This window comes from Actinomadura madurae, assembly GCF_047130825.1.
Lineage (GTDB): Bacteria > Actinomycetota > Actinomycetes > Streptosporangiales > Streptosporangiaceae > Spirillospora > Spirillospora madurae.
In genome coordinates this window covers 2936685-2960414 of the sequence record NZ_CP083237.1, presented here as the reverse complement: position 1 = coordinate 2960414, position 23730 = coordinate 2936685, and the positions used below count along the sequence as shown (strand labels likewise).

The 23730-nt window shown below is 71.1% G+C and carries 18 protein-coding genes and 1 pseudogene; 17 read left to right on the top strand and 2 right to left on the bottom strand.

From position 1 onward, the window contains the following. Window positions 1-5: 5 nt before the first annotated feature. A complete protein-coding gene (locus K8Z49_RS13350; protein WP_021598761.1) occupies window positions 6-701 on the bottom strand; it encodes a GntR family transcriptional regulator in 696 nt (231 codons plus the stop codon). A 158-nt stretch (window positions 702-859) separates the two neighbouring features. On the opposite strand from K8Z49_RS13350, the gene K8Z49_RS13345 reads away from it, so the two are divergent. The 14 genes from K8Z49_RS13345 to K8Z49_RS13280 all read left to right on the top strand — a co-directional run bounded on the left by K8Z49_RS13345 (window position 860) and on the right by K8Z49_RS13280 (window position 20991). Then, window positions 860-2089, top strand: a complete 1230-nt coding sequence (locus K8Z49_RS13345; RefSeq protein WP_021598762.1) for an NRAMP family divalent metal transporter — start codon at window positions 860-862, stop codon at window positions 2087-2089. 7 nt (window positions 2090-2096) lie between these two features. Further along, window positions 2097-2705, top strand: coding sequence for a 5-oxoprolinase subunit B family protein (locus tag K8Z49_RS13340; RefSeq protein ID WP_075020260.1), 609 nt, complete (start codon window positions 2097-2099; stop codon window positions 2703-2705). Next, complete coding sequence (locus K8Z49_RS13335; protein ID WP_075020261.1) at window positions 2702-3592, top strand: biotin-dependent carboxyltransferase family protein; 891 nt, start codon at window positions 2702-2704, stop codon at window positions 3590-3592. Before K8Z49_RS13340 ends, K8Z49_RS13335 begins: the two co-directional genes overlap by 4 nt. After that, on the top strand, window positions 3589-4380 hold the full coding sequence (locus K8Z49_RS13330) for a putative hydro-lyase (protein ID WP_021598765.1): 792 nt from the start codon (window positions 3589-3591) through the stop codon (window positions 4378-4380). Before K8Z49_RS13335 ends, K8Z49_RS13330 begins: the two co-directional genes overlap by 4 nt. Window positions 4381-4400: 20 nt before the next feature. Continuing rightward, window positions 4401-5891, top strand: a complete 1491-nt coding sequence (locus K8Z49_RS13325; protein WP_412519007.1) for a protein kinase domain-containing protein — start codon at window positions 4401-4403, stop codon at window positions 5889-5891. A gap of 161 nt (window positions 5892-6052) precedes the next feature. Further along, window positions 6053-7342, top strand: coding sequence for an ABC transporter substrate-binding protein (locus tag K8Z49_RS13320; protein WP_075020264.1), 1290 nt, complete (start codon window positions 6053-6055; stop codon window positions 7340-7342). Window positions 7343-7945: 603 nt separating this feature from the next. Beyond that, window positions 7946-8236, top strand: coding sequence for a hypothetical protein (locus K8Z49_RS13315; protein WP_412521050.1), 291 nt, complete (start codon window positions 7946-7948; stop codon window positions 8234-8236). Between the two features lie 12 nt (window positions 8237-8248). After that, window positions 8249-9142: a carbohydrate ABC transporter permease gene (locus K8Z49_RS13310; RefSeq protein WP_083597357.1), complete on the top strand. Its 894-nt coding sequence runs from the start codon at window positions 8249-8251 to the stop codon at window positions 9140-9142. Then, window positions 9142-11433: an alpha-xylosidase gene (yicI, locus tag K8Z49_RS13305; protein WP_075020266.1), complete on the top strand. Its 2292-nt coding sequence runs from the start codon at window positions 9142-9144 to the stop codon at window positions 11431-11433. The genes K8Z49_RS13310 and yicI overlap by 1 nt, the downstream gene beginning before the upstream one ends. After that, complete coding sequence (locus K8Z49_RS13300) at window positions 11433-12797, top strand: GH1 family beta-glucosidase (RefSeq protein WP_412519004.1); 1365 nt, start codon at window positions 11433-11435, stop codon at window positions 12795-12797. The genes yicI and K8Z49_RS13300 overlap by 1 nt, the downstream gene beginning before the upstream one ends. Then, window positions 12794-14026, top strand: a complete 1233-nt coding sequence (locus K8Z49_RS13295; RefSeq protein ID WP_250356734.1) for an MFS transporter — start codon at window positions 12794-12796, stop codon at window positions 14024-14026. The genes K8Z49_RS13300 and K8Z49_RS13295 overlap by 4 nt, the downstream gene beginning before the upstream one ends. After that, entirely contained in the window at window positions 14010-15017 is a 1008-nt protein-coding gene (locus K8Z49_RS13290; RefSeq protein WP_412519002.1) for a LacI family DNA-binding transcriptional regulator, read from the top strand. The genes K8Z49_RS13295 and K8Z49_RS13290 overlap by 17 nt, the downstream gene beginning before the upstream one ends. Before the next feature lie 91 nt (window positions 15018-15108). Next, window positions 15109-18096: a glycoside hydrolase family 3 C-terminal domain-containing protein gene (locus K8Z49_RS13285; RefSeq protein WP_412519000.1), complete on the top strand. Its 2988-nt coding sequence runs from the start codon at window positions 15109-15111 to the stop codon at window positions 18094-18096. Between the two features lie 60 nt (window positions 18097-18156). Next, window positions 18157-20991 carry a beta-galactosidase gene (locus K8Z49_RS13280; protein ID WP_412518998.1) on the top strand — a complete coding sequence of 945 codons (2835 nt, stop codon included), beginning with the start codon at window positions 18157-18159 and terminating at the stop codon, window positions 20989-20991. 33 nt (window positions 20992-21024) lie between these two features. Here K8Z49_RS13280 and K8Z49_RS13275 read toward each other — a convergent pair. Continuing rightward, a pseudogene (locus K8Z49_RS13275) lies at window positions 21025-21896 on the bottom strand (helix-turn-helix transcriptional regulator). Between the two features lie 67 nt (window positions 21897-21963). On the opposite strand from K8Z49_RS13275, the gene K8Z49_RS13270 reads away from it, so the two are divergent. The 3 genes from K8Z49_RS13270 to K8Z49_RS13260 all read left to right on the top strand — a co-directional run bounded on the left by K8Z49_RS13270 (window position 21964) and on the right by K8Z49_RS13260 (window position 23718). Continuing rightward, window positions 21964-22692, top strand: a complete 729-nt coding sequence (locus K8Z49_RS13270) for an SDR family NAD(P)-dependent oxidoreductase (protein WP_111829868.1) — start codon at window positions 21964-21966, stop codon at window positions 22690-22692. Between the two features lie 236 nt (window positions 22693-22928). Further along, window positions 22929-23321: an SSI family serine proteinase inhibitor gene (locus tag K8Z49_RS13265; protein WP_412518996.1), complete on the top strand. Its 393-nt coding sequence runs from the start codon at window positions 22929-22931 to the stop codon at window positions 23319-23321. Between the two features lie 73 nt (window positions 23322-23394). After that, the gene (locus K8Z49_RS13260; protein WP_021595652.1) at window positions 23395-23718 is read left to right on the top strand and encodes a protealysin inhibitor emfourin; all 324 of its coding nucleotides are present in this window, start codon (window positions 23395-23397) and stop codon (window positions 23716-23718) included. The last annotated feature ends 12 nt before the right edge of the window (window positions 23719-23730 follow it).

Below are 23730 nucleotides of genomic sequence, written 5' to 3'. Positions count from 1 at the left end.
CGCGGTCACGCCTTCTCGCGGTACGCCTTCGTGAGCTGTTCCTCCGCGTCGTCCAGGTAGGAGCGCAACTCCCGCTCCGCCTCCGCGAAGTCGCCCCGGGCCATCAGGTCGTACAGGCGCCGGTTGCGGGCGAGGTACGGCTCGTGGAACTCGCGCGGCGAGCCCATCTCGTGGAAGACGAGGCGCATCTCGGCCAGCAGATGCTCGATCACCTCGTAGGCCCGGGGGCTGTCCATCAGCGCGACGATCGCCTTGTGGAACAGGATGTCGGCCGTCCCGACGTCCTTCCAGTTCCCGGCCGCGGAGGCGCGCTCGCCCTCCAGCACGGCGGCCTCCACCCGGCCGAGCGCGGCCGGGGCGCCGTCCGCCGCGTCGCGCACGGCCTCGCACTCCAGGAGGCGCCGGACGCGGTAGAGGTCGGCGAGGTCGTCGGCGGGGACGCGACGCACGAACGTGCCGCGGTTGAACTCGTGCACGAGCAGCCGCTCTTTGACGAGCATCTGGAACGCCTCGCGCATCGTGTTGCGCGAGACGTCCATGGCCTTCGCCAGTTCCTTGTCGGGCAGCCGCGTCCCGGGGACGAGCCGGCCGTCGGTGATCTGGGCGCGGAGCAGGTCGGCGACGCGGGCGGCGGTGCTCGACCGGTCCAGGCCGTGCCGCGCGGCCGCGATCTCGTCGAGCCACGGCTCCCGCACCGTCATCGGCGTCCTTCCGGAGAGCGCGGCGGAGCGCCGCCGCGGACGGGTGTGCCCCGCCAGCGTATCCCATCGGGACGTAAATACCTCAACAAGGGGATTGCCGGATTGTTGAACAATCTCTACGCTGTCGGAAAGCTCACCCCCTGGAAGGGGCCCAGCCCATGACGGACCGGACCACCCTGGACAAGACCCCCGCCCCGGCCACCCCCTCGCGCCGCGCCGCCCTCCTCGGCGCGATGTTCCTGATGGCCACCAGCGCCATCGGCCCCGGCTTCATCACCCAGACCACCGTGTTCACCGCGCAGCTCGGCGCGGCCTTCGCGTTCGCGATCGTCGTGTCCGTGCTGGTGGACATCGCGATCCAGTTGAACGTGTGGCGCGTCGTCGGCGTCTCCGGCATGCGCGCGCAGGAACTCGGCAACCGGGTGCTGCCCGGCGCCGGCTACGGCCTCGCCGCGCTGGACGTGTTCGGCGGCCTGGTCTTCAACATCGGCAACATCGCCGGCACCGCGCTCGGGCTGAACGCGCTGCTCGGCCTGGACGTCAAGATCGGCGGCGCGATCTCCGCGATCACCGCCATCGCGATCTTCCTGATCCGGCGGGCCGGCGTCGCGATGGACCGCATCGTGGTCGTGCTCGGCGCCCTGATGATCCTGCTCACCCTGTACGTGGCGTTCGTGTCCGATCCGCCCCTCGGCGACGCGCTGAGGCAGAGCGTCGCGCCGGAGACGGTCGACTTCCTCGTCATCACCACCCTGATCGGCGGGACGGTCGGCGGCTACATCACCTACGCCGGCGCGCACCGCATGATCGAGTCGGGGCTCACCGGCAGGGAGAACGTCCGGGAGATCAACCGCAGCGCCGTCACCGGCATCCTCGTGACCGGCCTGATGCGGGTGCTGCTCTTCCTCGCCGTCCTCGGCGTCGTCGCCGGCGGCGTCACGCTGGCCAAGGAGAACGCGCCCGCGTCCGCCTTCGAGCACGCGGCGGGGGAGGCCGGGCTGCGCCTCTTCGGCCTGATCATGTGGTCGGCGGCGATCACCTCGGTGATCGGCGCGTCCTACACCTCGGTGTCGTTCCTCGTGTCCTTCTCGTCGTTCGTCGAGAAGCACCGCAACCATCTGGTCGTGGCGTTCATCCTCGTCTCGGCCTCCATCTACCTCGCGATCGGCACGACCCCGGCCAAGCTGCTCATCCTCGCGGGCGCGCTGAACGGCCTGATCCTGCCGTTCGGGCTGGCCGTGCTGCTGTGGGCGGCGGGCCGCCGCCGCGACCTGCTCGGCGGCTACCGGTACCCGGTCTGGCTGCTCGTCCTCGGCGCCGCCGCCTGGCTGCTCTCCCTCTACCTGGGCTGGAACAGCCTGTCCGGGCTCGACGACCTGTGGAGGTGAGGGACGGGTGCGGATCCTCCCGAGCGGCGACGCGGCGATCCTGGTCGAACTGCCGGACCTGCCGGCGATGCTCGGCCTGTACGCGGCGCTGTCGGCGGCCCCGCCCCAAGGCGTCGCCGACATGGTCCCGGCGGCCCGCACCCTGACCCTGCTTCTCGACCCGTCCGCCGACCCGGCCGCGGTCGCCGCCACGGTGCGCGCGACCCGGCCCGGGACGGCGGACGGCGCCGCCGGTACCGCCGAGATCCCCGTCGTCTACGACGGCGAGGACCTCGGCGAGGTCGCCCGCCTCACCGGCCTCACCCCGGCCGGGGTCGTCGCCGCGCACACCGGGACGCCGTGGCGGGTGGCCTTCACCGGCTTCGCGCCCGGCTTCGGCTACCTGGAGGGCGGGGACCCGCGGCTGGACGTCCCGCGCCGCGCCACCCCGCGCGTCCGCGTCCCGGCCGGCGCGGTCGGGCTGGCCGGGCGCTTCAGCGGCGTCTACCCCGTCGAGTCCCCGGGCGGGTGGCGGCTCATAGGACGCACGGAGGCCGTCCTCTGGGACCTCGACCGCGAGCCGCCCGCCCTCCTGCGCCCGGGGGTCCGGGTCCGCTTCGTCCAGCGGGAACCATGAAGCGAGGGCTGGACGTTGTCGCGACAGGGCCGCTGGCTACAGTCCAGGACCTGGGCCGCCCGGGTCGCGCGGCGCTCGGCGTGGGGGTGTCGGGCGCCGCGGACCCGGGCTCGCTCCGCCTCGCCAACCGGCTGCTCGGCAACCCCGAGGGCGACGCCGCGATCGAGGTCACGTTCGGCGGCCTGCGCGTCCGCTGCCGCGGCGGGGTGTTCGCCGCCGTCACCGGCGCACCCGCCCCGCTCCTGGTGGACGGCCGCCCCGAGGCGCCCTACGCGATCCTCCACGTCCCGGACGGCGCCGAACTGCGGATGGGCGCACCGCCCGCCGGGCTGCGCAGCTACCTCGCCGTCCGCGGCGGGATCGCCGTCCCGCCCGTCCTCGGGTCCCGCTCCGCCGACACGCTCGCCGGGCTCGGCCCCGCGCCCCTCAAACCCGGCGACCTCCTCCCGGTCGGCCCGCCGCCCGCCGCCGCGCCGCTCCTGGACGTCCTGCCCGTCCGCCCGCCGCCCACCGGGGACCTCGAACTGCGCGCGATGCCCGGACCGCGCGCCGACTGGTTCGCCCCCGGCGCGCTGGACGTCCTCTTCACCGCCCCGTTCACGGTGACCAGCGAGATCGACCGGGTAGGGATGCGGCTGGACGGACCCGGCCTTGCCCACGCCGGCCGCGGCGAACTGCCCAGCGAGGGGACGGTCACCGGAGCGCTGCAGGTCCCGCCGTCCGGCCTGCCGGTGCTGTTCCTCGCCGACCATCCGCTGACCGGCGGGTACCCCGTGATCGCGGTGGTCGCCCGCGCCGACGTCGGGCGCGCCGCCCAGGCCCGCCCCGGGCAGCGGCTCCGCTTCCTCCCGCAGCCCGCGCCGCCCCTCGGAAAGGAGAGACCATGACCGCCCCCCTCGACCCGGCCGCGCTGTCGCCCGACCAGGCCAGGGCGCTGTTCCGGGAGGGCCTGCGCGTGCCCACCTCGGGATGGTGCGCGGGCTGGACGCAGGCGAACCTCATCGCCGTCCCCCGGGAACAGGCCTACGACCTGCTGCTGTTCGCGCAGCGCAACCCGAAGCCGTGCCCCGTCCTGGACGTCACCGAGCCCGGCGAGGTCTCCGCCTCGCTGTTCGCCGGCGACCTGCGCACCGACCTGCCCGGCTACGTCGTCTACGAGCACGGCGAACCCGTCGCCGAGGTGGCCGACGTGACCGGCTTCTGGCGCAGCGACCTGGTCGCGTTCCTGATCGGGTGCAGCTTCACCTTCGAGGACGCCCTCCAGGAGGCCGGCGTCCCCGTCCGGCACATCGAGCAGAACCGCAACGTCCCGATGTACCGGACGAACCGGATGTGCCGCCGCGCCGGCGACTTCGGCGGCCCGCTGGTCGTCTCGATGCGCCCGGTCCCGGCCGCGCAGGTGGCCGACGCCGTGCGGGTGACGGCCCGGTACCCGTCGGTCCACGGCGCGCCCGTGCACGTCGGCGACCCCGTCGAGCTCGGCATCGACGACCTGTCGGCCCCCGACTTCGGCGACCCGGTCGACGTGCGGGTGGACGAGATCCCGGTGTTCTGGGCGTGCGGCGTCACCCCGCAGGCGGCCGTGATGGCGTCCCGCCCGAAGCTCGCCATCGGGCACGCCCCCGGCCACATGGCGATCACCGACGTTCGAGACACCCGGTACCTCGTGCCCTGAACCGGCATAGGCTTCGCCCCATGCCGGACATCGTCGCCTCGGGCGACCGCCTCGGGGAGCGCTACCGACTGGAACGGCCCCTCGGCGCCGGAGGCATGGCGACCGTCTGGCGCGCGGTCGACCTCGTCCTCGACCGCGCCGTCGCGGTCAAGGTGCCGATGGAGGGCCGGCCCGCGGAGTTCACCCGGCGGCTGCGCCAGGAGGCGCAGGCCGCCGCGGCGCTCACCCACCCGAACATCACCGGCGTCTACGACTACGGCGAGCACGACGCCGGGCCGGTGGGCTGGCAGGGCCACATCCCCTACGTGGTCATGGAGCTGCTGGACGGGGAGACCCTGGCGACGCGGCTGTCCCGCGGCCCGCTTCCCTGGCGCGAGGCGGCCGGGACCTGCGCCCGCGTCGCCGACGCCCTGGCCGCCGCCCACGCCGCCGGCATCGTCCACCGCGACATCAAGCCCGCGAACGTCTTCCTCACCCCCGTCGGCGTGAAGGTCCTGGACTTCGGCATCGCCTTCACGGGCTCGCCCGACGGCCAGATCATGGGCACGCCCGCCTACGTCGCCCCCGAACTGCTGACCGGTACGGCGCCGACGGCGGCGGCCGACATCTACTCGCTGGGCGTCGTCCTGCACGAGTGCCTGACCGGTGCCCCGCCCACCCCCGCGTCCACCTTCAGGAAGGACACCCCGGACGAGGTCGCCGACCTCTGCCGGGAGTGCCTGTCGCCGGACGCCGGCGCCCGTCCCACCGCGGCGGAGGCCGCCCGGCGGCTGGCCGGCAGTGCCGGGGTCCAGCTCGCGCACCTCCCGCCCGGCGGCGCGGACGAGTCCGCGGAGCAGGCGGCGGCGCCCCCGCCCGAGGCCCCGACCCGCGTCCTGGACGACCCCGCTCCACCGGAAGAGCCGCTGGACGGGGAGGACGAGCCCGGTGGCGCGGACCCTGCCGGCGAAGAGGCGGAGCCGCCCGCGCCCCCGCCTCCGGCCCGGGGCGAAGGCGGAGGCGGGGGCGCGGCCGACGAGCACGGCGCGGCCGGGACCTCGACGCGCAAGCCGCTGGTCATCGCCGGCGGCGCGGTGGGGGCGGCCGCGGTGGTCGCGCTCCTGCTCGCCGCCCTGGCGCCCGGATCGTCCGACGACGGAGGGGCGGCGGCGCCGCCCCCGGACACCGCCTCGCCCACGGAGACGGCGGCGGCGGTCGCGTGCTCGGTGGCGTACCGGGTCGACGGGTCGTGGCCGGACGGCTTCAAGGCGACCGTGCGGATCACGAACGTCGGCGACACCGCGATCGACGGCTGGAAGCTCGGCTTCGCGTTCCCGGACGGGCAGGCCATCACCCAGATCTGGAACGGCTCCCAGGAGCAGGACGACGCGTCCGTCACCGTGACGGCGGCGGACTGGAACCGGTCGATCCCGCCGGACGGGACCGCGGAGTTCGGGTTCCTCGGCAGCCAGGACGGAGACAACGGGTCCCCGTCGCGGTTCACGCTGAACGGCGCGGAGTGCCGCGGCTGACCTCCCGCAATGGGAGCGCTCCCAGCTCGTCGTCGCAGGTCAAAAGGGTCACGCTCGAATTGATGCGGCCGGACCTATTGTCTCGCGGCCGATCCGGGGCTTACGATCCCGGCAATCGAAGCGCTTCGACAGGCACTCGGTCCCACCCCGGAGGAAGACCCATGATCAAGGCAGGCAGGAGCGCGGCGGTGCTCGCCGCCCTTGCCGCGGCGGCGCTGTCGCTCACGGCGTGCGGCGGCGACGGCGGCGGCGACGGCTCGGGCGGCAAGGAGCTGAAGCTCTGGCACTACGAGGCCCCGGAAAGCGCCATGGGCAAGGCCTGGAACGAGGCCATCAAGGAGTTCGAGGCCACCCACCCGGGCGTGAAGGTGACGTTCGAGGAGAAGGGCTTCGAGCAGATCCAGAAGACCGCCCCGATGGTCCTGAACTCCAAGGACGCCCCCGACGTCATGGAGTACAACAAGGGCAACGCCACCGCCGGCATGCTGTCCAAGCAGGGCCTGCTCACCGATCTCACCTCCGAGGTGACCAAGCGCGGCTGGGACAAGCTGATCAGTCCGAACGTCCAGGTCACCGCCAAGTACGACGCCAAGGGCACGATGGGCGGCGACAAGTGGTTCGGCGTGCCGAACTACGCCGAGTACGTGCAGGTCTACTACAACAAGGACCTGTTCAAGAAGCACGGCGTCGAGATCCCGACGACGTTCGCCGAGCTCACGGCCGCGATGGACGAGTTCGTCGCGAAGGGCGTCACGCCGCTGACCAACGCGGGCGCCGAGTACATGGCGCACCAGTTCGTCTACCAGCTCGCCCTCGACAAGGCCGACCAGACCTGGGTGGACGCCTTCCAGCGCTACACCGGCAAGACGAACTTCAACGACGCCGCCTGGACGTACGGGGCGACCACCTTCGCCGACTGGGTGAAGAAGGGGTACATCGCCAAGAAGTCCGTCAGCCTCAAGGCCGAGGACGCGGGCGTCGCGTTCATGAGCGGCAAGTTCCCGATGATGTTCTCGGGCAGCTGGTGGTTCGGCCGGGTCGCCTCCGAGGCGAAGTTCGACTGGGAGACCGCCGTGTGGCCCGGCGCGAAGATGACGCTCGGCTCCGGCGGCAACCTCTGGGTCGTCCCCAAGGGCTCGGAGAACAAGGAGCTCGCCTATGACTTCATCGACATCACGATGAAGAAGAAGGCGCAGAACACCCTGGCGAACGCGGGCGGCGTCCCGGTCGCGGCGGACGCGTCCGCGGTCACCGACGCGAAGGCCAAGAAGCTCATCGCCGACTTCGACGCGCTCACGAAGTCCGGCGGCCTCGCGTACTACCCGGACTGGCCGGTGGCGGGCTTCTACGACGCCTGGGTGTCGCAGACGCAGAAGCTCATGAACGGCACCCCGCCCGGCGAGGTGCTGGGCAGCATCCAGAAGACCTACGACGGCGGCCTGCCGAAGTGACTCGGCCGGGCCGCGGCCGGCCGCGGGAGCAGCTGGCGTACCTGCCGTACCTGCTCCCCGGCCTGCTGCTCTTCACCGCCGTCATCGGCGTGCCGTTCCTGATGAACCTCGGCACCAGCTTCACCGAGTGGACGGGCGTCGGCCGCCCGACGTGGATCGGGCTCGGCAACTACCGGGAGCTGGTCCAGGACGGGCAGTTCTGGGCGTCGTTCCGGCACAACGCGATCATCATCATCGGGATGGCGATCGTCCCGACGGCGATCGGGCTGGTGCTGGCCTCGGCGCTGACGGACCTGGTCGGCCGGCACTTCGGGCCGCGCACCGCGAGCGTCCTGCGCGCCTGCCTCTACCTGCCGCAGGTGCTGCCGGTCGTCATCGCGGGCGTGGTGTGGAGCTGGCTGCTGGCACCGGAGAACGGCGCGGTCAACGAGCTGCTGGACGCGATCGGCCTCGGCTCTCTCGCGCACGACTGGCTCGGCGACCCGGCCACGGCCCTGTGGACCGTCGTCGGCGTCATGGTCTGGATGCAGATCGGCTTCCCGCTGGTGATCTTCATGTCGGGTCTCCAGCGGGGTCGACCCCTCCCTCTACGAGGCCGCCGAGATCGACGGCGCCACCTGGGCCCGCCGCTTCTGGCACATCACGGTCCCGCAGATTCGCCCGGAGATCTTCGTCGTCCTGCTGTGGACGACGATCGCCGCGCTCAAGGCCTTCCCGCAGATCTTCGTCCTCACCAAGGGCGGGCCGGGCGGGGGCGACGAACGTGCCGTCCTACTACTCCTGGGTCAACTTCTTCGAGAAGTCCGACGTCGGCTACGGCTCGGCGATCGCGACCGTGCTGACGCTCGTGATCGTCGCGCTGACCATCGTCTTCCTGCGCATGCAGGCACGTGAGCTGGAGACCTCATGACGGCGACGGTGACCCCGGAGGCGGGCGCGCCGCCCCGTGAGAACCGGGGCCCGGCCGGCCGCAAGCGCCGCCGCGGGCCGTCCGCCTACGCGGTGCTGGTGGCGCTGGCCGCACTCGCCGGAGTGATGCTCATCCCGTTCGTCGTCGTTGTCTTCAACGCGCTGAAGACGCCGGACGAGTACTCCTCGCAGGGGCCGCTGTCGCCGCCGGACGGCTTCGACCTGGACGCCGTCCGGCAGTTCTGGGAGCGGGTCGACTTCGGGAACGTCCTGCTGAACAGCGTGTTCATCAGCGGTTCCGTGGCCGTCCTCGCCGTCCTGCTGTCGGTGCTGAACGCGTACGCGCTCGGCATCGGCCGGATCAAGGGCCGGATGTGGGTGCTGGTCCTGCTGCTGATGGCGAACACGCTGCCGCAGGAGGCGCTCGTCTACCCGCTGTACTACCTGTCCAAGCAGGTCGGCCTGTACGACACCAGGATCAGCGTGATCATCGTGTTCACGGTGATCCAGTCGGCCTTCGGCACCTACCTGCTGTCGTCGGTGCTGTCGGCGTTCCCGCGCCCGCTGCTGGAGGCGGCGCGGATTGACGGCGCGGGCCGCTGGCAAGTGCTGTGGCGGGTGGTCGTCCCGGTCGTCCGGCCGACGCTGTCGGTGCTGCTCGTCTTCTTCTTCGTGTGGACCTGGAACGAGTTCCTGATCCCCATGGTCTTCCTCATCTCCAACGAGAACCAGACGGTCTCGGTCGCGCTCGGCGTGCTGCAGGGGCAGCGCCTCATGGACGCCACCATGTCCAGCGCCGCGTCGCTGCTCGGCCTCCTTCCGACCGTCGTCTTCTTCCTCATCTTCCAGCGCACACTCGCGCGCGGACTGACCGCAGGAGCCATCAAGTAATGAAGTTCAGTGACGGCTACTGGATGATGCGCGAGGGTGTGCGGGCGTTTCATCCGGTGGAGGTCCTCGACGTCGACGCCGGGCCCGGCTCGTTCCGGGTGTACGCGCCCGTGCAGCGGATCCGGCATCGCGGCGACCTTCTCAGGGGGCCGGTGGTGACGGTGACGTGCGAGTCGCCGATGCCGGACGTCATCGGCGTCACCCTCACCCATTTCGCGGGGGAGCGGCGGCGCGGGCCCCATTTCGAGTTGGCCACCGACCCGGCCGGGGACGTGTCCGTGGACGACGACGCGGCGACGCTGACGTCCGGCGCGTTGTCGGTGCGGGTGGGGCGCGGTGAGGAGTGGGGTGTCGACTTCCTTGTGGACGGACGCCGCCTGACCGGCAGTGCTCCCAAGGCGCAGGCCGTCATCGACACCGACGACGGGCGCCATTATGTGCGGGAGCAGCTCGACCTGGGCGTCGACCATTTCGTCTACGGGCTCGGTGAACGGTTCGGGCCGCTGGTGAAGAACGGCCAGTCCGTGGACGTGTGGAATGCCGACGGCGGGACGGCCAGTGAGCAGGCGTACAAGAACGTGCCGTTCTTCCTGACGAACGCGGGTTACGGGGTGTTCGTCGACCATCCGGGGCGCGTGTCGTTCGAGGTGGCGTCGGAGGCCGTGGCCCGGACGCAGTTCAGCGTCGAGGGCCAGTCGATGCGGTACTTCGTCATCTACGGGCCTTCCCCCAAGGAGATCCTGCGCAAGTACACGGCGCTCACCGGGCGCCCCGCGCGGCTGCCGGATTGGTCGTTCGGGCTGTGGCTCTCCACGTCGTTCACCACCGACTACGACGAGGAGACCATCACCTCGTTCATCGAGGGGATGGCGTCACGCGACCTGCCGCTCAGCGTCTTCCATTTCGACTGCTTCTGGATGCGCGAGTTCCAGTGGTGCGACTTCGAATGGGACCCGCGCGTGTTCTCCGACCCGGAGGGGATGCTGCGCCGGCTTCGCGACCGTGGCCTGCGGACCTGCGTCTGGATCAACCCGTACATCGGGCAGCGGTCCCCGCTGTTCGAGGAGGGCCGCGCGCACGGGTACCTGCTCAAGCGACCGAACGGGGACGTGTGGCAGTGGGACAAGTGGCAGCCCGGCCTGGCGGTCGTCGACTTCACGAACCCCGAGGCGCGGGAGTGGTACGCGGCCAAGCTGGAAGCGCTCCTCGACATGGGCGTCGACTGCTTCAAGACCGACTTTGGCGAGCGCATTCCGACCGATGTCGTCTACCACGACGGCTCCGACCCGGAGCGTGCTCACAACTACTACACCTATCTCTATAACCAGACGGTCTTCGACCTGCTCCGCAAGAAGCGCGGTGAGAGCGACGCGGTCGTGTTCGCCCGGTCCGCGACGACCGGCGGGCAGCGCTTCCCGGTTCACTGGGGCGGTGACGCCGAATCGACATTCGAGGCCATGGGGGAGAGCCTTCGCGGCGGCCTCTCCCTGGGGATGTCGGGGTTCGGCTATTGGAGCCATGACATCGGCGGTTTCGAGGGGACGCCCGACCCGGCGCTGTTCAAGCGGTGGATAGCGTTCGGGCTGCTGTCCTCGCACAGCCGGCTGCACGGCAGCCATTCCTACCGGGTGCCGTGGCTCTTCGACGAAGAGTCCGTGGACGTTCTGCGGGAGTTCACCCGCCTGAAGATGCGGCTCATGCCCTACCTGGCGGGCGCCGCCCGCCAGGCGTACGGCGAAGGGCTGCCGATGATGCGGGCGATGGTCGTCGAGTTCCCGGACGACCCTGGCTGCACGCATCTGGAACGCCAGTACATGCTCGGTGAGGATCTGCTCGTCGCGCCCGTGTTCTCGTCCGATGGTGACGTCTCGTACTACGTGCCGGGGGGTGTGTGGACGCACTACCTCACGGGTGAGCGTATTGAAGGCGGCCGTTGGGTTCGGGAGCGGCACGGGTTCGACAGTGTGCCGCTGCTCGTCCGTCCAGGAGCGGTCATCCCGGTGGGCGCGGTGGAGGACCGCCCGGACTACGACCATGCGGATGACGTCACGTTGCGCGTGTACGAGCCCTCCGACGGGAGCGCCGTGGTCACCCAGATCGGCGACACCTCGTTCACCACAACGAGAAACGGTGAAAACGTGCGCGTGACAGGAGAGGGGGCCTGGAACGTTCTTCTCGTCAACGCACGGGTGGCCGGGGTAGAGGGCGGCGAGGTCGCAGACCATCCGCTCGGTGTTCTCATCAAGGCGACCGGTGGCGAACTGCTCATCACGCTGGAAGAGGAGAACTGATGGGGTTCCCAAAGGGGTTCCTATGGGGAGCGGCCACCGCCGCCTATCAGATCGAGGGCGCGGCCCGGGAGGACGGCCGTGCGCCGTCCATCTGGGACACGTTCAGCCACACGCCGGGGAAGACCCTCAACGGCGACACCGGCGACGTGGCCACCGACCACTACCACCGCCGGCAGGACGACATCGCGACGATGGCCGAGCTCGGCATCGGCGCCTACCGGTTCTCCATCTCCTGGTCGCGCGTCCTCCCGGACGGGACGCCCAACCAGAAGGGCATGGACTTCTACTCCCGCCTCGTCGACGAGCTGCTCGACCACGGCATCGCCCCGGTCGCCACCCTCTACCACTGGGACCTGCCGCAGGCCCTGGAGGACGCGGGCGGCTGGCCCGAGCGGGACACGGCCCGCCGGTTCGCCGACTACGCCGAGCGCGTCGGCCGCGTCCTCGGCGACCGCGTCCACACCTGGACGACGCTGAACGAGCCGTGGTGCTCGGCGTTCCTCGGCTACGCGTCCGGTGTGCACGCGCCCGGACGCGCCGACCCGGCCGCCGCGCTCGCGGCCGCCCACCACCTCAACCTCGCGCACGGCCTGGGCGTCCGGGCGCTGCGCGGCGTGGTCCCGGCGTCCGCCCGGCACTCGGTCACCCTCAACCTGCACCATCTGCGCGGCGACCCGGAGGCCGTCCGGCGGGTGGACGCCGTCTCCAACCGCGTGTTCCTCGACCCGATGCTGGGCAACGGCTATCCCGCCGACCTTCTGGAGGACACGGCGTCCCTGACCGACTGGGGTTTCCTGCGCGACGGCGACGAGGAGATCATCGCCGCGCCACTCGATGTGCTGGGCGTCAACTACTACTCGCCCACGCTCGTGCGGGACTGGGATGGTGTCTCCCCGCGCGCACACGCGGACGGCCACCGGCAGGGCGCGACGACCCCGTTCGTCGGCTGCGACAACGTGGAGTTCGCCGAACAGCCCGGCCCCTACACGGCGATGGGCTGGCCCATAGATGCGACCGGCATGGAAGAACTGCTTCTACGGCTGCATCGCGAGTACCCGCACACTCCACTGATGGTCACCGAGAACGGTGCCGCGTTCGACGACGTCCTGGACGACGGTGGCCGCGTCCACGATGACCGGCGCATCGCCTATCTGCGCGACCACATCGCGGCCGTCGAAAGGGCGTGCGTGGCCGGCGCCGACGTCCGCGGCTATTTCGCCTGGTCGCTGCTGGACAACTTCGAATGGGCCTACGGCTACTCCAAGCGCTTCGGCCTCGTCCACGTCGACTACGCCACCGGTGACCGCACCTGGAAGGACAGTGCCTCCTGGTACCGCGACACGATCGCCCGCGGACCGTCATGACGATCGGACGCGGGGGCATGGCGGTGGCGGCGCTGGCCCTGGCCGCGTTCTGCTTCGGCACGACCGAGACGCTGCCGATCGGGCTGCTCCCGCTCATCGCGGACGGCCTGGACGTCTCGGCTTCGGCCGTCGGCCTGCTCGTCACCGGCTACGGGGCCGTGGTCGCGGTCGTGTCCGTCCCGCTCGTCCGGATGACGGTCGGGATGGGACGCCGCCGGCTGCTGACCGGCGTGATGCTCGTGTTCGTCGTCATGACGTTCGCCGCCGCGGCCGCCCCCGGCTACGGCGCCCTGTTCGCCGCGCGGCTCGTCACCGCGCTGGCCCAGGCGGTCTTCTGGCCGGTCGCCGTGGTCGCGGCGGCCGGCCTGCTGCCGCCGGAGTCGCGGGGCAGGGCCGCCTCCTACGTGTTCGCGGGCGGGTCGCTCGCCATCGTCCTCGGCGTCCCCGCCGGCACCTGGCTCGGCCGGGCGGCCGGCTGGCGCGCGTCCTTCGTGGTCCTCGGCGTCCTCTGCCTGATCTCGTTCGCGGCGATCAGCGCCCTGCTGCCCGGCGGGAGGACGGGCGGCCCCGCCCCGGTCGCGGCGTCCGCGCCGGACGCGCGGCGCTTCCGGCTGCTGATCGTCACGATCATGCTGGCGGTCGGCGGGGTCTTCACCGCCTACACCTACATCGCCGAGTTCCTGACCGACGTCACCGGCTTTCCCGGCTCGGCGCTCAGCCCGCTCCTGCTGGCGAACGGCGTCGCCGACATCGCCGGGGTGGTCATCGCCGGCATCGTCGTGGACCGCGGCCCGCGCGCCCTGCTCGCCGGGTCCGCCGCGGTGCTGGCGATCGCCCTGCTCGGCCTGTTCACGCTGGGCACGGCGGCGATCCCCGCGGTCGTCATGCTCGTCCTGCTGGGGATCGGGCTGCCGGGCGCCGCCACGGCGATGCAGGCCAGGGTGCTGGAGTCCGCCCCGGGCGACACCGACATCGCGTCGGCCTGGGCGTCGGCCGCGTTCAACGTCGGCATCGGCGGCGGCGCCCTGCTCGGCGGCGCGCTGCTGCCGGTCACCGGTGTGCGCGGCACCGCCCTCGCCGGTGCGATGGCCGCCGGTGCCGCCGTCGCCGTGATCGGGCTGGAACGGCCGTCGCGCGCCCGCGCTCCGACCGGGGCCGGCACGGCTAGCATCGTTCGCACTCTGCACCCCTTCGAGGACGACGGGACGGTCCGTGGTCAAGATCACTGATGTGGCGCGGCACGCGGGAGTGTCGCCGAGCACGGTCTCCTACGTGCTGAGCGGGAAGCGCTCGATCTCCGAGGAGACCCGGCGGCGCGTCCGGGAGAGCATCCGCGAACTCGGGTACCGGCCGCACGCGGGCGCCCGCGCGCTCGCCAGCAGCCGCTCCAACGTGCTCGCGCTGATGATCCCGCTGCGCTCGGGCATCGCGGTGCCCGTCGTCATGCAGTTCGCCGTGTCGGTCGTCACCGCCGCCCGGAGCCACGACCACGACGTCCTGCTGCTCACCCAGGACGAGGGCGAGGACGGCCTGCGCCGCGTCGCCGACAGCGCCCTCGTCGACGCGCTGATCGTCATGGACGTGCAGATGAAGGACCCGCGGCTGCCGCTGCTGCGCTCCCTCGACCGGCCGAGCGTGCTCATCGGCTTCCCCGCCGACGCCGACGACCTGACCTGTATCGACCTCGACTTCCACGCCGCCGGCGCCGTCTGCGTCGAGCACCTGGCCGGCCTCGGCCACCGGGAGATCGCGCTGATCGGCTCGCCGCCCGAGGTGTACGCGCGGCAGACCGGCTACGCCCAGCGCGTCGCGGACGGGTTCGCCGAGGCGGTCCGCGAGCACGGCCTGACCGGGGACGTCCACCCCTGCGAGGCCACCGCGGACGCCGCCCGCGAGCTGGTCGCGCGGCTCCTCGCCGACCGTCCCGGGTTCACCGGCGTCCTCGTCCACAACGAGCCGGTCGTCGGCCCGGTCGTGCGGGCGCTGCGCGCCGCCGGCCGCCGCGTCCCCGAGGACGTGTCCGTCGTCGCGCTGTGCCCGGACGAGATGGCCGAGCACGCCGAGCCGCCGCTGTCGTCCGTCGCGATCCCCGCCGAGGAGGTCGGCGGGCGCGCCGTGGAGCTGCTGATGGACAAGCTCGACGGCGTCCCCGTCCCGGCCGCGACCCTGCTTCCGCCCACCCTGACCAGGCGCGCCAGCAGCGCGCCCGCCGCACGCTGACCGGCACGACAAGGAGGTGAGGGGCCGTTCCGGCCCGTTATCGAAGCGCTTCGATAGTCATGCTCGGGGGGCTAGTCCAAGAGGAGAATCGGTGTACGGAATCCATCGAAGTCCCCGTTCCCCCGGCCGGCGCAGCCGGTCGCTGACCCTGGTCCTGGCCGCCGCGCTGGTGGCCCCGGTCGCGTGGACGGCGCCCGCCGCCGCCCGCGAGACCCTGCCCTTCCGGAACCCGCGGCTGTCCGTCGACGCCCGCGTGGACGACCTGGTCGGGCGGCTGACGCTCGACGAGAAGGTCTCGCTGCTCCACCAGTACCAGCCCGCGATCCCGCGCCTCGGCATCGGCCGGTTCAAGACCGGCACCGAGGCGCTGCACGGGGTCGCGTGGTCCACCGACGTCCACAACAACGGTGCGGTCGTGACCGCCAAGGGCACCGTGTTCCCGCAGTCGGTCGGGCTCGGCGCGACATGGGACCCGGCGCTGCTGAAGCGGATCGGCTCGGCCGTCGGCGACGAGGCCCGCGGCTACAACAGCGAGAACCCCGACGTCTGGGGCCTGCAACTATGGGCGCCGGTCGTCAACCTGCTCCGCGACCCGCGCTGGGGCCGCAACGAGGAGGGCTACTCCGAGGACCCGCTGCTCACCGGCCTCCTCGCCACCGCCTACGGCCGCGGCATCGAGGGCGACGACCCGGACCGCCTCCGGGCCGCGCCCGTCCTCAAGCACTACATGGCCAACAACAACGAGATCCGCCGCGACCAGACGTCCTCCAGCCTGCGGCCCCGGGTGAAGAAGGAGTACGACGAGGTCCCGTTCAAGATGCCGCTGACCCGGGACGCCGCGACCGGGATCATGACGTCCTACAACCTCGTCAACGGGCGTCCCGCGACGGTCACGCCCGACGCGGGCGGCCTGGTCCGCTCGTGGAGCGACCGGACGCTGTTCAACGTCACCGACGCGGGCGCGCCGAACGGCCTGATCAACTCCCAGCGGTACCACCCCGACCTCGCCACCGGCGACGCGGCGATCATCAAGGCGGGCGTGGACAGCTTCACCAGCGACGACGCCAACTCCTCGATCACGATCAACGCGGTGAAGGAGGCGCTGTCGCGCGGGCTGCTCGCCGAGTCCGACATCGACCGGGCCGTGGGGCACATCCTGAGCATCCGGGTCCGGCTCGGCGAGTTCGACCCGGGCGGCGGTCCCTACGGGAAGATCACCAAGGACGTGGTGGACAGTCCCGCCCACCGCGCCCTCGCCCGCAAGGCCGCGGCCGAGCAGATGGTGCTGCTGAAGAACCAGGGCAGGGCGCTGCCCCTCTCGTCCGGGAAGGTCGCAGTCGTGGGGCCGCTCTCGAACACGCTCTACACCGACTGGTACTCGGGTTCGCTGCCGTACCGGGTCACGCCGCTGGACGGCATCAAGAAGCGGGCCGGCTCGGTGGCGTCCAGCGAGGGCGTCGACCGGATCGCGCTGAAGGACGTCGAGACCGGCGAGTACATCGCGGGCGGTACGGGCCCCGGTTCCATCCTGAAGACCGGGCCTGCCTCGTCGGCCGACGTGACCACCCAGTTCGACGTGTTCGACTGGGGCCAGGGGATCGTCACCCTGCGCAGCGCCGCCAACGGCAAGACCGTCGGGCGCTACAACTGGGGCGACAATTTCGCCAACGACCAGGATCAGCCGAACAACTGGTTCGTCCAGCAGATGTTCAAGCTGGAGAAGCAGGACGACGGCGAATACCTGCTCCGCTACGCCGGCTACGAGAAGGCGTACGACTGGGCCGACCCGGCGAAGACCTACGTGAAGACGCAGGACGACGGCACGCTGGCCCTGACCACCAAGGACGACGCCTCCCGGTTCGCCAAGGACGTCGTCAGCAGTGGCGTCGACTCGGCGGTCAAGGCCGTCACCGGCGCGGACAGCGCCGTCGTCGTGGTCGGCAGCATGCCGTTCATCAACGGCCGCGAGGACCACGACCGCACCACGATGGCGCTCGCCGAAGGGCAGTCGGAACTCGTCAAGGCCGTCCGGAAGGCGAACCCGAACACGGTCGTCGTGGTGGAGAACAGCTATCCGACGACCCTCACCTGGGAGCAGCAGAACGTTCCGGCGATCCTGTGGACGAGCCACGCCGGCGCCGAGACGGGCAACGCCCTCGCGTCCATCCTGTTCGGCGACGAAAGCCCGTCGGGCAAGCTTCCGCAGACCTGGTACCGCTCCGAGAGCGACCTGCCCGACATTCTCGAGTACGACATCATCAAGTCGGACCGGACGTACCAGTACTTCAAGGGACAGCCGCTCTACCCGTTCGGTCACGGCCTCTCCTACACGAGCTTCCGGTACGGCAAGCCGAGGCTCAACGGCCATTCCGTGGGACGCGACGGAACGGTGACGGTCACCGTGCCGGTGACCAACACGGGCAAGGAGGCCGGAGACGAGGTCGTCCAGCTTTACACGCACCAGCGCGACTCGCGCGTGAAGCAGCCGGTGAAGAGGCTGCGCGCCTTCGACAAGGTCCATGTCGAACCCGGGAAGACGGTGACGGCGAAACTGCGGCTGACCGCGTCCGACCTCGCGATCTGGGACGTCACGCGCAACACGTGGACGGTGGAGAAGTCGAAGCACGACCTGCTGATCGGCTCCTCGTCCACCGACATCCGGCAGCGCACCACGCTCGACGTGCGCGGCCAGACGATCCCCGATCGCGACCTGTCGAAGCCGACCCGCGCCGCCGACTTCGACGACCAGAACGGCATCGAGCTGGTCGACGAGTCGAAGGCGAAGGGCGACGCGGTGGCCGGCACGGCCGGCTCCTGGCTGAAGTTCGCGGACGCCGATCTCGGCGGGTCCGCCGGCACGATCACCGCACGCGTCGCGGGCACGTCGGCGACCACGATCCAGGTCCGCCTGGACGGCCCCGATGGCCCCCTGGCCGGAACGCTGACCGTGCCGTCCACCGGCGACAGGTACGCCTACAAGGAGATCACCGCACGGCTCGGCGACGCCCGCGGAAACCGTGACGTCTACCTGGTCTTCAACGGTGAAACGCGCCTGAGCACCTTCTCCCTCACTCGATGAATCCCTCGGCCCGCCCCGGTTCGCCCGGGGCGGGCCGGTCCGCTGCAAAGGACGCCACCCATGCGTGCCAACAGCAAACTCGCCGCCCCCCTCGCCGCCGCGGCCGCCCTGTTCACCGCCGCCGCGCTCCTCTTCGCCCCGGCTCCCGCTCCGCCGGCCGGGGCCGCGGCACATCACGTCGCCTACGACCGCCATTCGCTCACCGTGGACGGGCGGCGCGTCCTGCTGTGGTCGGGCGAATTCCACTACTTCCGGCTCCCCAGCCCGGTCCTCTGGCGGGACGCCCTGGAAAAGATCAAGGCCGCCGGATTCAACGGAGTGTCGCTCTATTTCGACTGGGCCTACCACTCACCGGCCCCTGGGAAATACGACTTCACCGGCGTCAGGGACGTCGACCGGCTCCTCCGCCTGACCGAGAAGATCGGCCTCTACGTCGTCGCGCGTCCCGGCCCGTACATCAACGCCGAGACCACCGGCGGCGGCTTTCCCGCGTGGCTGAAGACCGTCCCGGGACGCGCCCGTTCCAGCGACCCGAACTACACCCGCGCCTACCGGGAATGGCTCGCCCGAATCGACCCGATCATCGCCCGTCACCAGGTCACGCGCGGCGGATCGGTCATCGTCTACAACGCCGAGAACGAGTACGCCGCCAACACCGACCCGGCCTATATGGAGGACCTCCAGCGTCAGGCCCGCGCCCATGGAATCGACGTTCCCATCAGCCATAACCAATGCTGCGACGCGTCCTGGACGCCCACCTGGGCGACCGGCCGGGGAGCCGTGCAGATACCCGGCGTGGACGACTATCCGCAGGCCTTCGAATGCCGCGACCCCGACACCTGGGGAACGTGGGGAGAGGGCGTCACCGAACGCCTCAGCCCGGACGCCCCCGCCTACGCCGCCGAATACCAGGCCGGCGCCATCGACCTGAACCGCGCCGGCTACGAGAAATGCCGCGAACTCACCGGCCCGAACTACATGAAGGTCTACTACAAGTCGAACCTCATCACCTCGGGCGCCACGATGTTCGGCTACTACATGGCCTTCGGCGGGACGAACTGGGGACGGCTCGCCCAGCCGAACGACGTCTACACGTCTTACGACTACGGCGCGCCCATCACCGAGAACCGGCGGCTCACCGCCAAGTACGACGAGTTCAAACGCCAGGGCCTCTTCGTCACCACCGTCGCACCGCTCGCGAAGACCGATCCGGCGGCGGCCCCCGCGTCCGGCAATTCCTCCGTCCACACCGAGGCGCGGGCCAACCCCGACACCGGAACGCAATTCGTCCTCGTCCGGCACGCCGACCGGAAGACCGACGACGACCAATCCGCGAACCTCGCCTGGAACACACCGGACGGCACCTACGACGTTCCGGTCACCCTGAAGGGCCGCGACGCCAAGATCCTCGTCGCCGGCTATGACATGGGCGGCCAGCGCCTCGCGGCATCGACGTCCGAACTCCTCACCCACACGACCGCCAACGGGCGAGACATGGCAGTCCTCTACGGCACCGAAGGGGTCGAAGGAACAACCGTCCTCCGCTACAACACCCGGCCCGACGTCAAGGTCCTCAGCGGCTCGGTGAAGTCCGCCTATTCCAACGGCGACCTCAAACTCGACTACACCCACCGAGGGTTGGCCCGCGTCCAGATAACGGGCGGCGGCCGTAAGCCCCTTCTCCTCCTCCTCGGCACTGACGCGGAAGCGGCCACGTTCTGGCGCTCCGGCGAAACCCTCGTCCGGGGCACGGACCTGGTCCGCTCCGCCACCACGAGACATGGCACCACCGCGATCCGGGCCGACATCGCGAAGTCAGGCGACATCGAGGTCTTCAACGCGACCCGCCGCCTGACCCTCAACGGCGAGTACCTCCACGCCCGGCGAACCGGAAGCGGCACGCTAATGGCCCGAGCCAAGGGTCCGCGCCCCGTCGAACTCCCCGCCCTGAACCATTGGCGAGGCAGGCGAGGAGCCCCCGAAACCGCCCCGGGCTTCGACGACTCGTCCTGGAAACCCGCCGACCACACCACCACGGCCGGCCCGATCAAACCGAAGAAGCCACCCGTCCTCTACGCCGACGACTACGGATTCCACTACGGCCACGTCTGGTACCGCGGCCACTTCACCGCGACCGGCGACGAGACAACGGTCAACCTCAACGCCATCACCGGAAAGGGAGGCATCTACCAGGTCTGGCTCAACGGCCGCTACCTGGGCTCGGCCGCCGGCGGCGAACAGAAGGACGCCGACGCCCCCATCAACGACGATCCCGGCCCGGGGACCTTTGAAATCCCCGCCGGCGCCCTTCCCAAGGGCGAGAAGGCCGTCCTTTCCGTCCTGGTCGAGAACATGGGCCACAACGACGACTGGACCGCCGACGACTACCGCCAGAAACAGCCGCGCGGCCTGGTCAACGCCGAAGTGACGACCAATCCGATCACCTGGCGCATCCAGGGCACCCGCATCAGCGATCCGCTGCGCGGCCCGCTGAACACGGGCGGCCTGTACGGCGAACGAGAAGGCTGGCACCTGCCGTCCGCCCCCGCAAAGACCTGGTCCGCCACATCACCGGCCGCCCTCATAGGACCAGGCGTCCACTGGTACAGCACCAGAACCCACCTGGCCCTTCCGAAGGACCAGGACGTCCCCGTAACCCTCCATTTCGAACCTGGCACCGGCCGCTACCGAACCCTCATCTTCATCAACGGCTGGAACATGGGCGAATACGTGAACGGCGGGGTCCAGCACGACTTCACCCTTCCGGAGGGAGTTCTCCGCCCGCGCGGCCACAACACCGTGACCCTCGCCGTCATCGCAGAAGAAGACTCAAAGCCGGGCCGCGTCTCCCTGAAGGCGGCCGCCAACGTGAGAGGAGGCGCCCCGGCCCCCTGACCCGCGCATGACCCCGGCTCTCCGGCGCCGGGGTCACCCGCTCGCGGCCAGCCCTCTCAGCGACCGGAGCGCCTCGGACGCGGCGGAACCGGGGGCCGCCGTGTAGAAGACGGTCCACTGGTCAGAGGCCGGGTCGTGCAACGCCTCGCATTCGAGATCGAGCCGGCCGACCACCGAATGGTGGATCCCTTGCGGGTCGAGTGCCTGACCTGGACGTCCCCTTCGTGCCACAGCGCCCGGAACTCGGCGCTCGCGGCGAGCAGCCGCTCGACCAGATCGCGGACGCCGGGATCCCGCGGGTAGCGGGCGGCCACCGCGCGCAGGTCGGCCACCGCCCCCCGGGCGAAGCGGCGGGCGTCGGCGGCATCGATGCGGTCATCGCTCTCCGGCCGGGTGAACGCCCGCCACACGACGTTGCGCTCGCGCTCGGGCACCGCGGAGAAGTCGCCGAGCAGGGCGGCGGCCATCGGGTTCCACGCGAGGATGTCGTACTTGGCGTCGCAGACGAGCGCCGGCGTGTCGTCCAGCCGGTCCAGCAGGTGCAGCAGGCCGGGCCGCACCTCCCGCACCGGCGTGGACGGCGGCCCGGGCATCTCACCCGCCAGGTAGTGCAGGTGGGACCGCTCGTCGTCGGTCAGCCGCAGCGCCCGCCCGAGCGCGGCGAGCATCTGCCTCGACGGCCGCGGTCCCCGGCCCTGTTCGAGCCGGACGTAGTAGTCCACCGACATCCCGGCGAGGTTCGCCACCTCCTGCCGCCGCAGGCCGGGCGTGCGGCGGCGTCCCCGCTCCAGCCCGACCTCGGACGGCTGCACCCGCGCCCGCCACCGCCGCAGGAAGGCGGCCAGCTCCGCCCGGTCTCTGTGCTCCACCCCTCCAGTGTGGCCGCGGACCCGCGAGGTCACCATGGGACCGCCGATACCAGCCTCGACGGTGCTCTCCCGGTACCGCCCGCCGGCGGCGAGGGTGGGCCCCATGACCACGACCAACAAGATCGTCCTCATCACCGGTGCCAACAAGGGCATCGGCCTCGGGACGGCCGGCGCCCTGGCGCGGGCCGGGCACACGGTTCTGCTCGGGGCCCGCGATCCGGAGCGCGGGGCCGCTGCCGCCGCCGGGCTGTCCGAGCAGGGGCTGGACGCCCGGTTCGTCCGGCTGGACGTGACCGATCCCGCGACCATCGCGGCCGCCGCCGAGCTGATCGACGCCGGCTACGGCCGCCTGGACGTCCTCGTCAACAACGCCGCCATCGCCCAGGGCGGCCACTGCCCACCGGACGAGCTGCCCGTCACCGCCCTGCGGGAGGTCTACGAGACCAACGTGCTCGGCGTCATCGCCGTCACCAACGCGATGCTCCCGCTCCTCCGCCGGTCGCCGTCCGCCTGCATCGGCAACGTCTCCAGCGGCCTCGGCACGTTCGCGTTCCTGAGCGAGCCGGAGGAGGAGTTCGGCGAGTACGCGAACCTGCTCGGCTACAACTCGTCCAAGGCGGCCCTCAACGCGGTCACGCTGATCTACGCCAACGCCCTCCGCGATTCCGGCATCAGGGTCAACGCGCTCTCACCGGGCTTCTGCGCCACCGACCTCAACGGCCACACCGGAGTCCTCACCGCGGACGAGGGCGGCGCCTGCATCGCCGAGCAGCTCTCCCGCCCCGAGAGCGGGGCCTTCCTCAACGAGAACGGCGGAATCTATCCCTGGTAAGCGACGCGCCCGTTCGCCCGAATATCACATTGTCGGGGTAATGTGCGGGCAATCGGCATTGCACAGGTGGGCAGACTTGATTTAAGAGTGAACCGGTGGCCAGGTTGGGCCGGAGTTCGGCCTTGTTTGGGGGAGTTTGCGGCACCTAATGTCTGGATGCGGCGGGGCGCCCACCACAATTCGGCGTCCGGCCGGCCGATACCGCAGATCGCGGTGGCGAATCCAGGGAGGAAGACATGCACATGTCGCGTGCCCGTTCCCGGTGGGCGGCCGTGCTGGCCGGGATGGCGGCCGTCACCTCGGCCGCACCGGCGCAGGCGGCCGAACCGGCCGGCGTCTACCTGCTCACCATGGCGCCGCAGCACGGTCCGTCCAGCACGTGGAGCCTGTCCTGCGACCCGGACGGCGGGACGCACGGCGCGGCGTCCGCGGCCTGTGATCAGCTGGAGGCCGTGGACGGCGACGTGGGGCGCATTCCCGCGAGGCCCGGGGCCTGCACGCTGGAGTACGCGCCCGTCAGGGTGACCGCGGACGGCTCGTGGCGCGGCGCCGCCCGCCATTTCGCGCGGACGTATCCCAACCGGTGCGCCGCGGTGCGCGACACCGGCGGAATCCTTTTCGACGGATAACCACCCACAGACCGCGGGCCGCCGGAATGGGGAGCGGGGTGCTGTCCGGCGGCCCGCATGAAAAGGAGCGTCCATGCTGGCATTCACCGGGCCGGATGTGCTGGTCGCCTACGAGCGCTCCGGCGGTTTCGCCGGAATCCGCGAAAAGGTGACCGTCGACGCCGCGGGCACGGCTCTGGTCAACGACAGAAAGGTCACGCTGAAGGACGAGGAAATGCGCGGCCTGCGGGAGGCGCTGGGGCAGGTGACGACGACGCGGTCCTCGACGCGGGGCTGTGAGGTCGCCGACCACTTCACCTACACGCTCACCTACCGCGGGCACCGCACGACGCGGTGCCGGCTGCCCCTCGACTGGCGGGCGGCCGTCACAAGGCTGGAGGCACTGGCCGGGCGCTAGGCGCTCGCCGCC